The sequence below is a fragment of the Streptomyces sp. NPDC001108 genome (genome assembly GCF_053598535.1).
Window position 1 is genome coordinate 355,690 of sequence record NZ_JBSFKL010000002.1, and the last position, 12,839, is coordinate 368,528.

A 12,839-nucleotide genomic window follows, 5' to 3' on the forward strand; every position below is an offset into this window, starting at 1 on the left:
CGCGCCGGACCCGTCACGTTCCGCTGGCGGAGCCGAGTGTCAAAGAGATGGACAGGTCTTTACCACCACGGGTCAGCTTCAGCTCCAGACGGTCGCCGGGACGATGCGCCCGGATCTTCACGATCAGTTCCTCGCCGCTGTGCACCCGCCGGCCGCCGACCTCGGTGATGACGTCCCCGGGCCTGATCCCGGCCTTGGCCCCGGGACCGCCCGGCGTCACCGCGGGCGTCCCGCCCGCACCCTTGGCACCGACCCTGGCGCCGTCCCCGGCGTACTTCATGTCGAGCGTGACGCCTATCACCGGGTGGGTGGCCTTCCCGGTGTTGATCAGCTCCTCGGCGACCCGCTTGCCCTGGTTGATCGGTATCGCGAAGCCGAGACCGATGGAGCCCGCCTGGCCGCCCTCCTCGGACGCGCTGCTGTCGGCGGCCCGGATGGCGCTGTTGATGCCGATGACATGGGCGGCGGCGTCGACCAGCGGACCGCCGGAGTTGCCCGGGTTGATCGGCGCGTCGGTCTGGAGCGCGTCGACATAGCTGATGTCGCTGCCGTCGCCCTTCTCGCCGCCCGCGGTGATCGGCCGGTCCTTGGCGCTGATGATGCCGGAGGTGACGGTGTTGGACAGGTCGAAGGGGGCACCGATGGCCACCACCGGGTCGCCGACCCGCACGTTGTCGGAGTTGCCCAGCGGCAGCGGCTTGAGGCCGGAGACCCCGCTGACCTTGACCACCGCCAGGTCGTAGCCGCTGTCCTTGCCGACGACCTCGCCGCGCGCGGTCTCCCCGCCGCTGAACGTGACGGTGATCCGGCCGCCCCGGCCGGCCGGGGCCACGACATGGTTGTTGGTGAGGATGTGGCCCGAGGAGTCCAGGACGAAACCGGTGCCGGTGCCGGACTCGGTGGAGCCGCTGACGTGCAGGGTGACCACGCTGGGCAGGGCGCTGGCGGCGATTCCGGCGACGCTGTCGGGGGCGCGGCCGCCGGTGTCCCGGGACGCCTGCGGGAGTTCGACCCGGGTGAGGCCGCCGTTGCGCTCGATGTAGGCGCCGATGCCGCCGCCGATCCCGCCCGCCACCAGGGCGAGCAGCAGCCCGCCGACCAGCAGGGAGCCGCCGCGGCTCTTCTTCCGGCCGGCCCCCGCCCCGGACGGCGGGCCCGGGTTGGTGAGCGGCTGCCCGGGGGCGCCCCAGGGGTCGTACTGGAGCCACTGCGCGGGCCCCGGCTGCGGCTGCTGGGGCTGCGGCGCGGGGACGGAAGCCGGCACCGGCGGAACCGGAACGGGCGGCGCGGCCGATGGCGGTACGGGGATGCCCGCGCCGTTCGTCCCCGGGTACTGCGGGGGTACGGGGGTGCCGTGCGCCGGGGTGGGGACCGGCCGCTGCACGGGAGGCGCGGGGGCCCAGGGGCCGGGGCCGCCGTAGGGCGGGGTGCTGTACTCGTCGGGCTCGTGCAGCGGCTTCACCGGCCGGGCCGCCGGTACGTCGGACAGCGCCGGGGGCGCGTCGGCCGGCGGCGGGGCCGGTACGTCGGCCGGGGGCGGGGCCTCCGCGAGGGCGGGCGGCTCGTCCGACGCGGTGCGGGTGGCGCCCACCGGTGTGGGCCTGCTCCACCACTTCGCCTTCGGGCCGGTGGACTTGCCGTCTTCCATGCTCTCCCCGCAACTGCCGCGACTGGCCTGTGCACGCCCCACCAGGGAGCGTCCTCCCGGAACTGCTCCCGGAATTCAACCAGGTTTGCGAATGCTTGCGCAGACCCCGTCAGCGCCGGGCGGAGAGCGGCAGGCGGAGTTCGGCGGGGGTGGGCAGGGCCGAATCCGACGGCTGCGCCCCCGGCTGCGGTGCGGCGGACGCCGAGGGCCGGGCGGCCAGCCGCCCGAAGACCTCGGCGAAGAGCGGGGTGGTGGTGGTCGGACGTATCAGCGGCGGCGCGGGCACGCTGTTCAGCATCCCCGTGGTGAACGGGGAGCCCGCGAGGCTCTCGCCGGAGAGCACCGCCGGGGTGACGGCGGTGACGGGCCGCACCGCGCCGGCGGCGTCCGGCGCACCGGACGGAGCCGCGACGGACGGGCCGCCGCCCGATTCGCGCACCCTGAGCAGGCCCTGACCGCCGCTGTTGCGGCGGCTGACCGAGCCGGTCTTCTCGCCCCGGAGCGTGGAGTCGAGCGGAGTCACCGCGTTCCCGCCGCCCGCCGCCCGCGTGGACGTGCTCGTGCCGGACCCCGAGGGCAGCGCACCGCCGAGGGCGATCGCGGCCAGCGAGACGGCGCTCGCCGCCGCGAAGGCGAACCTCCGGCCGCGCCAGGGCGATCGCTCACCCTCCCGCCCCACCTCGTGGATACGGAATCCGGAACGGGCGGGGGCGGCCGGCAGCACGGCGGACGAGCCGTGCGGAACCGGAAGGTAGCCGAAGCCGCCGAGCGGCCCGTTCACCGGTGCGTCGGGGCGGCTGCCGGACGGCCGGGTCACGGGGAAGAATCCGTCGGCGATCCGTCCGGAGCCGCCGAATGGTCTGCCCGGCCCGCCGTCGTCACCTCCCGGTCCACCGGGAAGGCCCTGCAGCCGGGCGAGGAAGCCCTCGGACGGCGACGGCGGGGCGGACTGGGCGAAGACGTTCTTGAGGCGCCGCTGCGCCGCGGCCTCCGCCTTGCACTTGGCGCAGGTCGCGAGGTGGGCGAGGACCCGCTCCCGGGCGTCGTGCTTCAGCTCGCCGTCGACCAGCGCGGCGAGACGGTCCCCCAGATGCTGTTCCGCGGGGGTCGGACCTGTGCCACTCACGCCGTTCCGCCCTCCCCCGCCAGGACCGCGCCCGCCAGCGAGCGCTGCTCGGCGCGGGCCTCGGGCGAACGGTGCCGCAGGGCCTTGCGCAGATGCGAGCGCCCGCGGTGGATGCGGCTGCGCACGGTGCCGAGCTTCACGCCCAGCGTCGCGGCGATCTCCTCGTACGAGAGGCCCTCGATGTCGCAGAGCACGACGGCGGCCCGGAACTCGGGCGCGAGGGTGTCCAGCGCCTGCTGCACGTCCGCGTCGAAGTGGGTGTCGTTGAAGACCTGCTGCGGGGAGGGCTCACGGCTCGGCAGCCGCTCGGCGGCGTCGTCACCGAGGGAGTCGAACCGGATCCGCTGCTTGCGGCGGACCATGTCCAGGAACAGGTTGGTCGTGATGCGGTGCAGCCAGCCCTCGAACGTGCCCGGCGTGTAGGTCGACAAGGACCTGAACACCCGGACGAAGACCTCCTGCGTGAGGTCCTCCGCATCGTGCTGGTTGCCCGTCAGCCGGTAGGCGAGGCGGTAGACCCGGCCGCTGTGCGTGCTGACGATCTCTTCCCATGAGGGCGGTGTCCACGCCTGGGATTCCGCGTCGGAGGCGAAGGTCGCGGTCGTTGCGGAGTCGTTGGAAGAACGGTCAGCGATGTTGGTCACGGATTTCGGCTCACCCGCCGACCTGAGAAAGCGCCGCAGCACTCCTCCCCGATCCACAGGCGCAGCCGCACCTCCCCTATCGGCTCTGGTGGTGTCCAGTGGAGCCCCTACCATAGCGACCTCGCCCGTTAGCTCCGGATAAGCCTTATTCCTGCTGGGGCCGGGGGTCACCCCGGGAACCGCCGGCCCGCGGAAAGTCGGCCCGATCCACCGGCCGTTTCCACGGGCTTTCCCCCGCCCCCGCATAACGCCTGGTCCCATCTGCGGGTTCCCGGGCACAGCGGATACAGTCACCGTTGCGCCAACTAAGGGGACAGGAGAGGGTCATTACCGCCAACCGGCAGACGAGCTGGGCGTTCGCCGACGCCTTTGTCGCCGAGGACGAACCACTGCTCTGGGCCCGCGACCGGGCCCACGAGACGGGGCTCCGCCCGGTGTCGCCAGGTACCGGCGCCGCGCTGCGTCTGCTCGCCGGTACGACGGACGCCAAAGCGGTGGCCGAGATCGGCACCGGCACGGGCGTGTCCGGGCTCTACCTGCTGGCCGGGATGCGGCCGGACGGCGTGCTGACCACGGTCGACCCGGAGCCCGAGCGCCAGCAGTTCGCCCGCGAGGCGTTCCGGGCCGCGGGCTACGCCGCCAACCGGGCCCGGTTCATCCCTGGCCGCGCCCTGGACGTGCTGCCGCGCCTCGCGGACGGCGGCTACGACCTCGTTTTCTGCGACGGCGACCGGCTGGAGACCCTCGAATACCTCGCTGAATCGTTGCGCCTGCTGCGCCCCGGCGGCCTGGTCTGCTTCGAGGGCATGTTCGCGGACGGCCGGACGGTCGACTCGGCGGCGCAGCCCGCCGAGGTGCTGCGGGTGCGGGAGCTGCTGCGCGCGGCGCGGGAGAGCCAGGAGCTGATGGCGACGCTGCTGCCGGTGGGCGACGGGCTGCTGTGCGCAGTGCGCCGGGGCTGAGCCCGGCCCCGCCGGATACGGACTGCTTCGAACATGCCACTGCCCCGGTACGGACGACGTACCGGGGCAGTGGCGGAAGTCTGGGCTCCTGGGTTCAGCCGACGACCTTCTTGAGAGCGTCGCCGAGCGCATCGGCCTCGTCCGGCGTCAGCTCCACGACAAGCCGACCGCCGCCTTCGAGCGGAACTCGCATGACGATGCCCCGCCCCTCCTTTGTCACCTCGAGCGGGCCGTCGCCCGTCCGCGGCTTCATGGCCGCCATGCTCGTTCCCCTTCCTGAAACCAGCTCATTGCAACCGGCGGCCCCAATGAAAGGCGCTGTGTCACCGGCATCGAACACATTGCTTCCAGGCCATTATCCCGCATCATCGACCCCAATGACCAACATCGGTCTGCATCTCTTGTGCAACGCGCTCTCGCAAAACCACCCAATTCGGCGATCGGCCTGCGATACTCCGGCCCTCGCACCCCCATGACGGGGCGCGAATATTAGACGCAGGTCACATGTCGGCCGTCGCCGGAGTCGGCCATGCTTGCCTGGACAGGCATGGCCCAGGTGCGAAGGGACGACGAAATGGCCGACCACATGGCGGACAGCGTGCTCTGCGAAGTGAGCGACGGACTGGCGACGATCACGATCAACCGCCCCGATGCGATGAACGCCATGAACACCGCGGCCAAGGAGGCGCTGCGGGACGCGCTGGAGGCCGTGGCCGCCGACACCGCCGTACGGGCCGTGCTGCTCACCGCGTCCGGGCGGGCGTTCTGCGTCGGTCAGGACCTGAAGGAGCACGTCGCCACGTTGGAACGCACCCGGGAGGCGGGCGGCGGCAACGCGCTGAGCACCGTACGGGAGCACTACAACCCGATCGTGCGGGCCATCACCGGCATGGCGAAGCCGGTCGTGGCCGGGGTGAACGGGGTGGCCGCCGGAGCGGGCTTCGGCTTCGCGCTCGCCTGCGACTACCGGGTGGCCTCCGACACCGCGTCGTTCAACACCTCCTTCGCCGGGGTGGCCCTCACCGCGGACTCGGGCGTCTCCTGGACGCTGCCGCGGCTGATCGGCCAGAGCCGCGCCGCCGACCTGCTGCTCTTCCCCCGCTCGATCTCCGCGAAGGACGCCCACGAGCTGGGCATCGTGAACCGGCTGGTGCCCGCGGCCGAGCTGGCCCCGGAGGCCGCGGCGGTGGCCCGCGCCCTGGCCGACGGGCCGACGGTGGCCTACGCGGCGCTGAAGGCGTCGCTCGCGTACGGCGCGGACCACGGCCTGGACGAGGCTCTGGAGAAGGAGGACGAGCTCCAGACCCGGGCGGGCGCCTCCGAGGACCACACGATCGCGGTGCGGGCGTTCCTCGGCAAGGAGAAGCCGAAGTACCTCGGCCGGTAGCCCCCGGCCCCGCCCCTACGCCCCGGTGCCGCGCGCCACGCAGTCGGCGAGGTGGTCGTCGACCAAACCGCACGCCTGCATCAGGGCGTAGGCCGTGGTGGGGCCGACGAAGCGGACGCCGCGCTTCTTCAGGTCCTTGGCGAGGGCGGTGGACTCCGTGGTGACCGCGGGCACGTCGCCCGTGGAACGCGGGGCCGGGCGGCCGGCCGGATCCGGGGCGTGGGACCAGATCAGCTCGTCCAGCTCGCCGGGGCTCCAGCCGGCCAGCGTCCGGGCGTTGGCGAGGGTCGCGTCGATCTTCGCGCGGTTGCGGATGATGCCCGCGTCGGCGAGGAGGCGCTCCCGGTCGGTGTCGGTGAACTCCGCGACCTCGGCGATCCGGAAGCCCGCGAAGGCGGTACGGAAGCCCTCCCGGCGGCGCAGGATCGTCAGCCAGGAGAGGCCGGACTGGAACGCCTCCAGGGAGAGCCGTTCGAACAGGGCGTCGTCGCCGTGGACGGGGCGGCCCCACTCGGTGTCGTGGTACGCGAGGTAGTCCTCGGTGGACAGGCCCCAGGGGCAGCGCGGCGCGCCGTCCGGGCCCTTCTCCGTGCCGCCGCTCATCGCCGGGGCTCCTCTCCGGACTCGTCCGTGGGCCGGGGCCGCTCGGCGGGCGCCTCCCAGGGGGCCCTCGGCCGGTCCTCGGGGAGGAGCGGCCGCTCCTCGGCCCCCGTCCCCTCGACGAGGCCGGGATCGACGAGGCCGGGGCCGCCGACCGCCGTGGCCTGCACACCGGCCAGCGCGGACTCCAGCTCCGCGATCCGCGCGTCCCGCTCGGCGAGTTCGGCACCGAGCCGGTCGAGCGCGACGTCGACGTCCATCATCCGGTAGCCGCGCAGGGCCACCGGGAGCCGCAGGGCGTCGAGGTCCGCCCGGCCGACCGGGCGGTTCTCCGGCAGCGGGTCGGTCAGCCGCTCGGGCGCCACGTCCTGGAGGATCGCCGTTCTCCCCCCGCCGACCACCGCCAGGGTGACCGCGGCCACCACCACGACCATCGTCACCAGCAAGAACCAGAACACGCGCATCTCCCCGGAAGCGGAAACCTGTCCGGGTCCGATCGTGCCATGCGGCACCGACAGCCGGTGCCGGACGGGGCGACCGGCCCTGCGGCGCTCCCCGATCGCTTAGGGTCACAGGCGACCCACGGGCGACGGAGCAGAGGAGAGACCCGGATGCGAAGCGGTGCGCTCAGGCTGGGGCGGCGCGAGTTCGGTGCGCACGAGCCGGTGATCATGGCGATCGTGAACCGTACCCCGGACTCCTTCTACGACCAGGGCGCCACCTTCCGGGACGAACCGGCGCTGGCCCGGGTCGAGCAGGCGGTCGCGGAGGGTGCGGCGATCGTCGACATCGGCGGGGTGAAGGCGGGCCCCGGCGAGGAGGTCACCGCCGAGGAGGAGGCGCGCCGCACGGTGGGCTTCGTCGCGGAGGTGCGCCGCCGCCACCCGGACGTGGTGATCAGCGTCGACACCTGGCGCCACGACGTGGGCGAGGCGGTCTGCGAGGCCGGGGCGGACCTGCTGAACGACGCCTGGGGCGGCGTCGACCCGAAGCTCGCGGAGGTCGCCGCGCGGTACGGGGCCGGTCTGGTCTGCACGCACGCGGGCGGCGCCGAGCCGCGTACCCGGCCGCACCGGATCGCGTACGACGACGTGATGGCGGACATCCTGCGGGTGACGGTGGGGCTGGCCGAGCGGGCGGTGGCGCTCGGGGTGCGGCCCGACGGGATCATGATCGACCCCGGTCACGACTTCGGGAAGAACACCCGGCACTCCCTGGAGGCGACCCGCCGGCTCGGCGAGATGACGGAGACCGGATGGCCGGTTCTCGTCTCCCTGTCCAACAAGGACTTCGTCGGCGAGACCCTGGACCGGCCGGTGAAGGAGCGGGTCATCGGAACGCTCGCGACCACGGCCGTGTCCGCCTGGCTGGGCGCGCAGGTCTACCGGGTCCACGAGGTGGCCGAGACCCGGCAGGTGCTGGACATGGTGGCGTCCATCGCCGGGCACCGGGAGCCCGCCGTCGCCCGGCGCGGCCTCGCCTGACAAGCGCGCCGGGGCCGGGACCGCCGCTCCCGCGACGGTCCCCGCGCCGCCTACCGGCCGACCTCCTTGGTGACGAGCGCGACCGCCTCGTCCACGTCGTCCGTGACGTGGAACAGCAGCAGGTCGTGCTCGGACGCCTTGCCCTGGGCCACCACCGTGTCCCGCAGCCAGTCGACCAGCCCGCTCCAGTACGCCGTGCCGAACAGCACGATCGGGAAACGGGTGACCTTGCGGGTCTGGACCAGGGTGAGGGCCTCGAAGAGCTCGTCCAGCGTGCCGAGGCCGCCGGGCAGCACGACGAACCCTTGGGCGTACTTCACGAACATCGTCTTGCGGACGAAGAAGTAGCGGAAGTTGACGCCGATGTCGACGTGCGGGTTGAGGCCGGACTCGAAGGGCAGCTCGATGCCGAGGCCGACCGAGACGCCCTTCGCCTCCCGCGCGCCCTTGTTCGCCGCCTCCATCGCGCCCGGACCGCCGCCGGTGATCACCGCGAACCCGGCCTCGACCAGGGCCTTGCCGATCCGTACGCCCGCCTCGTACTCGGGCCCGTCGGGCCGGGTGCGGGCCGAGCCGAAGACGCTGATCGCGCTCGGCAGTTCGGCCAGCGCGCCGAACCCCTCGACGAACTCCGACTGGATGCGCATCACCCGCCAGGGGTCGGTGTGGACCCACTCGGAGTCGCCCTCGGTGTCCAGCAGCCGCTGGTCGGTGGTGCCGGGCTGCACCTGTTCCCTGCGGCGCAGTACCGGTCCGAGCCGCTGTTCCTCGGGGACGCGCGTTCCCTCGGGGTTGCCCATGACCTGCTCCCTCCGACGACGATGGGCGGCCGTCGGGCGACGGCCGCCCCTGGTCAGGTCAGGGTAGATCGCCGGAGGTTACGGGCGGGGGAATGCGGTGGGTCAGGCGGTGAGCCAGGAGCGGAGCCGCTCCTCGCAGTGGGTGATCCGCTCGGTCCGCACGTGCTCGTCCCGCTTGTGGGCGAACAGCGGGTCGCCCGGTCCGTAGTTGACCGCGGGGATGCCGAGGGAGCCGAAGCGGGAGACGTCCGTCCAGCCGAACTTGGGCCGGGCGGTGCCGCCCACCGCCGCCATGAACGCGCGGGCCACCGGGTGGGAGAGGCCCGGCATCGCCGCGCCCGAGTGGTCGTCGACGGTGAACTCGGCGACGCCGCAGTCCGCGAAGACCTCCCGGACGTGGGCCAGCGCCTCCTCGGGGCTCCGGTCGGGCGCGTACCGGAAGTTGACGACGACGGTGCAGGCGTCCGGGATGACGTTGTTGGCGACGCCTCCCTCGATCCGGACCGCGTTCAGGCCCTCGCGGTATTCGAGCCCGTCGATGACCGGGCGGCGCGGCTCGTAGGCGGCGAGCCGGGCCAGGATCGGGGCGGCGGCGTGGATGGCGTTCGACCCCATCCAGCTGCGCGCGGAGTGGGAGCGCTCGCCCTCGGTACGGAGGAAGACCCGCAGGGTGCCCTGGCAGCCGCCCTCGACCTCCCCGTCGGAGCCCTCCAGCAGGATCGCGAAGTCGCCCGCGAGCCAGTCGGGGTGGGCGTCGACGATGTGGCCGAGCCCGTTGAGGTGCGCGGCGACCTCCTCGTTGTCGTAGAAGACGAAGGTGAGGTCGCGGTTGGGCTCGGGCACGGTCGCGGCGATCCGCAGCTGGACGGCGACGCCCGACTTCATGTCGGAGGTGCCGCAGCCCCACAGCACCCCGTCGTCGTCGAGCCGGGAGGGCACGTTGTCGGCGATCGGCACGGTGTCGATGTGCCCGGCGAGCACCACCCGCTCGGCCCGGCCCAGGTTCGTCCGGGCCACGACGTTGTTGCCGTACCGGTCGACGGTCAGGTGCGGAAGGGGGCGCAGGGCGGCCTCGATGGCGTCCGCGAGGTCCTTCTCCTGACCGCTGACCGACGGGAGGTCGACGAGCCGGGCGGTGAGCGCCGGGCCGTCGAGGGTGAGGTCAAGTGTGGTTTCGGGCATGGGACCGACCCTAAAGGACCGGACTTGGGCGGTGCTGCCCCGGAACATGGGCCCTGCGTTCCCGAACAGGGTCCCCGGGCCCTCGGAGCCCGGGCGGACTCTCCAGTACGGTGGGCGCGTGCCCCGGACCACCTCCCCCACCCGTCGCAGCCGTCTCGCGCGCATCACTGCCGCACTCGTCGTTCTCGCCGCGCTCTGCGGCTACATGACCGTGCAGTACATAACGAGCAGCAAGGTCGTCGACGGCTGCGTCGTGGAGTCCGCCGACGGCTCGGCGGGCGAGCGGCGGACGTTCCGGATGAGCCCGGAGCAGGCCGTCAACGCGGCGACGATCGCGGCGGTCGGCACCTCGCGCGGGATGCCGGAGCGCGCCGTGACGATCGCGCTGGCGACCGCGCTCCAGGAGTCCGGGCTGCGCAACATCGAGCACGGCGACCGGGACTCGCTGGGGCTCTTCCAGCAACGCCCCTCGCAGGGCTGGGGCACCGGGAAGCAGATCCTGGACCCGGTCTACTCCGCCGGGGAGTTCTACCGCCACCTCGCCGAGGTCCCCGGCTACTCGCGGCTTCCGCTGACGGTCGCCGCGCAGCGGGTCCAGCGCAGCGGCTACCCCCAGGCGTACGCGAAGCACGAGCCGGACGCGGCCCTGCTGTCCGCGGCGCTGACCGGCCGTACGCCCGCCGCGCTGAACTGCTCGCCGCCCCGGGCCACGGCCGCCGGTGCCGACCCGGCTAAGGTGCGCGCGGAGCTGGTGCGCGCCTTCGGCAAGGACGTGCTGCCGGCCGCGGACAAGGCGCCCGCGGAGGGCGCGGGCGCGGCCGGCTCCACGGCGGCCGGCATCGTCTCGGTGCCGGTTCCCCCGGCCCCGGAGTCCGCGGAGGGCTCCGGGAAGGACGCCGGGAACGGCGGCGCGGACCGGCGCGGCTGGGAGCTCGCGCACTGGGCGGTCGCCCAGTCCGAGGCGCTCCGGCTGGACCGGGTCTCGTACGGGGGCCGGGTGTGGGAGGCCGGGGCGGGCTGGCGGACGGAGCGCGACGACACGGGCGGAACAGACGTCCGGATCCGGCTCGCACCGTAGACCACCCCCGTACCGAACGGGGGTTCGCAAGGTCGCCCGAGGGGTGTGCTCCGGTCCGTTTCGAGCGCCCCCTCGCGCACCCCTCCCGCCCTCGCGCGACGGTTCACGGGTTCCCTTGCGGGAGCGGTGGAGTGACGGTTCGCCACGCCTCGCGGGAATGCCGCGTTCGCCCGGTTTCCTCCGGCGCGGACCGCGCGTCGCATTACCTACTCTTTACCTTGGCCCACCGCAACCTCCCCCGCCCTTTCGACGGTTGTCATTGCGTCCGATCAACGGACAGACTCATTTCTCACTCCGCCGAAGGAGCATCATGTCCCTCCCCCTGACCCGCCGGATCGCCCGTGCCGCGCTGCTGATCGCCGCAGGCGCGGCCCCCGTGGTCGGTGCGGCCGGAGCCGCGGGCGCCGCCGAGCTCCCGCAGACCCAGGACCTCGGTGGCCTGACCAGCGTCGACGGCTCCCAGCTGGGCAAGACGGTCGACGGTGCGGCCAAGCAGGGCAACCGGGTCGCGGGCGACACCGGCGGCCGCCTCGTCGGTACGGCCCTCCCGGCCGCGCAGCGGACCGTCGGCGGCGCCGCCCCGACCGTGCAGAAGGCGGCCGGTGGCGCCGCCGGTACCGCGGGCCAGCTCCTCGGCAACGCGGCCGGTGCCGCCACCCAGGGCGGCCTCCCGCTCGGCTGATCCGTTTCCTGCGCGAGGGGGCCCCGGGAGTGCGCACTCCCGGGGCCCCCTCGCGTACGGGACGGATCAGGCCAGCCGCTTGACGGCCGCCGCCACCCGCTCGTCCGTGGCCGTGAACGCCACCCGGACGAAGCGGTCGCCGGCCGGGCCGTAGAAGTCGCCCGGCGCCACCAGGATGCCGAGCTCCGCCAGGTACGCCACGGTCTGCCAGCACGGCTCGTCGCGGGTCGCCCACAGGTAGAGGCTGGCCTCGCTGTGCTCGATACGGAAGCCGTGCGCCTCCAGCGCGCCGCGCAGGGCGGTGCGCCGCTCCGCGTACCGGGCCCGCTGCTCGGCCACGTGCGCGTCGTCGCCGAGCGCCGCGACCGCCGCCGCCTGGACCGGGGCCGGGGTCATCATGCCGCCGTGCTTGCGGATCTTCACCAGCTCGCCCAGGACCGCCGCGTCGCCCGCGACGAAGGCCGCGCGGTACCCGGCCAGGTTGGAGCGCTTGGACAGCGAGTGGACGGCGACGACGCCCTCGTACGTGCCGCCGCAGACGTCCGGGTGGAGGACGGAGACCGGCTCGGCCTCCCAGCCCAGCTCCAGATAGCACTCGTCGCTGAAGACCAGCACCCCGTGCTCGCGGGCCCAGGCCACGATCCGGGTCAGCTCCTCCTTGGGCAGGACCCGGCCGGTCGGGTTCGACGGCGAGTTCAGCCAGAGCAGCTTCAGCCCGGCCGGGTCCAGCTCCGTCGGGTCGTCGTAGACGACGGGCTCGGCGCCGCAGAGCCGGGCGCCCACCTCGTACGTCGGGTAGGCGAGCCGGGGGTAGGCCACCTTGTCGCCCGCGCCCAGGCCCAGCTGGGTCGGCAGCCAGGCCACCAGCTCCTTGGAGCCGACGACCGGCAGGACGTTCTCGTGGCCGGCCCCGCGTGCGCCGAGCCGCCGCTCCAGCCAGCCGGTGATCGCGTCGCGCAGCTCGGCGGTCCCCCACACCGTCGGATAGCCGGGGCTGTCCGCGGCGGCGACCAGCGCCCGCTGGATCAGCCCGGGCACCGGGTCGACGGGCGTTCCGACCGACAGGTCCACGATGCCGTCCGGATGGGCCTCGGCCGTCGTCTTGTAGGGCGTGAGCTTGTCCCAGGGGAAGACCGGGAGGCGGGAGGAGACTGCGGACACGGATCTCTGCTTTCTCGTACGTCTGGTACGTCTCGTACGGGGCTGAAAACGCCTCGGTCCCGCACGGTGACGAGCCGTGCGGGAC

General features: G+C 73.5%; 14 protein-coding genes. 5 read left to right on the top strand and 9 right to left on the bottom strand.

What is annotated here, in order from left to right; translation table 11 throughout:
• Nucleotides 1–13: 13 nt before the first annotated feature.
• The 3 genes from ACWC97_RS06420 to sigE all read right to left on the bottom strand — a co-directional run bounded on the left by ACWC97_RS06420 (nucleotide 14) and on the right by sigE (nucleotide 3,532).
• A complete protein-coding gene (locus ACWC97_RS06420) occupies nucleotides 14–1,648 on the bottom strand; it encodes a S1C family serine protease (protein WP_450647764.1) in 1,635 nt (544 codons plus the stop codon).
• 109 nt (nucleotides 1,649–1,757) lie between these two features.
• A complete protein-coding gene (locus ACWC97_RS06425) occupies nucleotides 1,758–2,774 on the bottom strand; it encodes a zf-HC2 domain-containing protein (protein ID WP_450647766.1) in 1,017 nt (338 codons plus the stop codon).
• Complete coding sequence (gene sigE, locus ACWC97_RS06430; RefSeq protein ID WP_352278258.1) at nucleotides 2,771–3,532, bottom strand: RNA polymerase sigma factor SigE; 762 nt, start codon at nucleotides 3,530–3,532, stop codon at nucleotides 2,771–2,773. The genes ACWC97_RS06425 and sigE overlap by 4 nt, the downstream gene beginning before the upstream one ends.
• A gap of 182 nt (nucleotides 3,533–3,714) precedes the next feature.
• Here sigE and ACWC97_RS06435 point away from each other — a divergent pair, with 182 nt between their 5' ends.
• Nucleotides 3,715–4,380 (top strand): O-methyltransferase, encoded by a 666-nt coding sequence (locus ACWC97_RS06435; RefSeq protein ID WP_352278256.1) that lies wholly within the window; start codon nucleotides 3,715–3,717, stop codon nucleotides 4,378–4,380.
• A gap of 94 nt (nucleotides 4,381–4,474) precedes the next feature.
• Here ACWC97_RS06435 and ACWC97_RS06440 read toward each other — a convergent pair whose 3' ends face one another.
• On the bottom strand, nucleotides 4,475–4,642 hold the full coding sequence (locus tag ACWC97_RS06440; protein WP_003966491.1) for a DUF3117 domain-containing protein: 168 nt from the start codon (nucleotides 4,640–4,642) through the stop codon (nucleotides 4,475–4,477).
• A gap of 312 nt (nucleotides 4,643–4,954) precedes the next feature.
• Between ACWC97_RS06440 and chcB the strand changes: the two genes are divergently transcribed.
• Nucleotides 4,955–5,767 carry a 2-cyclohexenylcarbonyl CoA isomerase gene (gene chcB, locus ACWC97_RS06445; RefSeq protein ID WP_450648191.1) on the top strand — a complete coding sequence of 271 codons (813 nt, stop codon included), beginning with the start codon at nucleotides 4,955–4,957 and terminating at the stop codon, nucleotides 5,765–5,767.
• Nucleotides 5,768–5,782: 15 nt separating this feature from the next.
• Here chcB and ACWC97_RS06450 read toward each other — a convergent pair whose 3' ends face one another.
• Complete coding sequence (locus tag ACWC97_RS06450; RefSeq protein WP_352278254.1) at nucleotides 5,783–6,370, bottom strand: DNA-3-methyladenine glycosylase I; 588 nt, start codon at nucleotides 6,368–6,370, stop codon at nucleotides 5,783–5,785.
• The gene (locus ACWC97_RS06455; RefSeq protein WP_450647769.1) at nucleotides 6,367–6,825 is read right to left on the bottom strand and encodes a hypothetical protein; all 459 of its coding nucleotides are present in this window, start codon (nucleotides 6,823–6,825) and stop codon (nucleotides 6,367–6,369) included. The genes ACWC97_RS06450 and ACWC97_RS06455 overlap by 4 nt, the downstream gene beginning before the upstream one ends.
• Nucleotides 6,826–6,978: 153 nt before the next feature.
• On the opposite strand from ACWC97_RS06455, the gene folP reads away from it, so the two are divergent.
• A complete protein-coding gene (gene folP, locus ACWC97_RS06460; protein WP_352278251.1) occupies nucleotides 6,979–7,851 on the top strand; it encodes a dihydropteroate synthase in 873 nt (290 codons plus the stop codon).
• 50 nt (nucleotides 7,852–7,901) lie between these two features.
• On the opposite strand, the gene ACWC97_RS06465 is transcribed toward folP, so the two are convergent.
• Nucleotides 7,902–8,651: an LOG family protein gene (locus ACWC97_RS06465; protein ID WP_352278249.1), complete on the bottom strand. Its 750-nt coding sequence runs from the start codon at nucleotides 8,649–8,651 to the stop codon at nucleotides 7,902–7,904.
• A gap of 102 nt (nucleotides 8,652–8,753) precedes the next feature.
• A complete protein-coding gene (gene dapE / locus ACWC97_RS06470) occupies nucleotides 8,754–9,833 on the bottom strand; it encodes a succinyl-diaminopimelate desuccinylase (protein WP_352278247.1) in 1,080 nt (359 codons plus the stop codon).
• A gap of 118 nt (nucleotides 9,834–9,951) precedes the next feature.
• Here dapE and ACWC97_RS06475 point away from each other — a divergent pair, with 118 nt between their 5' ends.
• Both ACWC97_RS06475 and ACWC97_RS06480 read left to right on the top strand, forming a co-directional pair.
• Nucleotides 9,952–10,911: a hypothetical protein gene (locus ACWC97_RS06475; protein ID WP_450647772.1), complete on the top strand. Its 960-nt coding sequence runs from the start codon at nucleotides 9,952–9,954 to the stop codon at nucleotides 10,909–10,911.
• A 310-nt stretch (nucleotides 10,912–11,221) separates the two neighbouring features.
• Nucleotides 11,222–11,593, top strand: coding sequence for an ATP-binding protein (locus ACWC97_RS06480; protein ID WP_450647774.1), 372 nt, complete (start codon nucleotides 11,222–11,224; stop codon nucleotides 11,591–11,593).
• A 66-nt stretch (nucleotides 11,594–11,659) separates the two neighbouring features.
• Here the strand turns inward: ACWC97_RS06480 and dapC are convergent, their stop codons facing one another.
• Nucleotides 11,660–12,754 (bottom strand): succinyldiaminopimelate transaminase, encoded by a 1,095-nt coding sequence (gene dapC, locus ACWC97_RS06485; protein ID WP_450647776.1) that lies wholly within the window; start codon nucleotides 12,752–12,754, stop codon nucleotides 11,660–11,662.
• Nucleotides 12,755–12,839 lie beyond the last annotated feature (85 nt).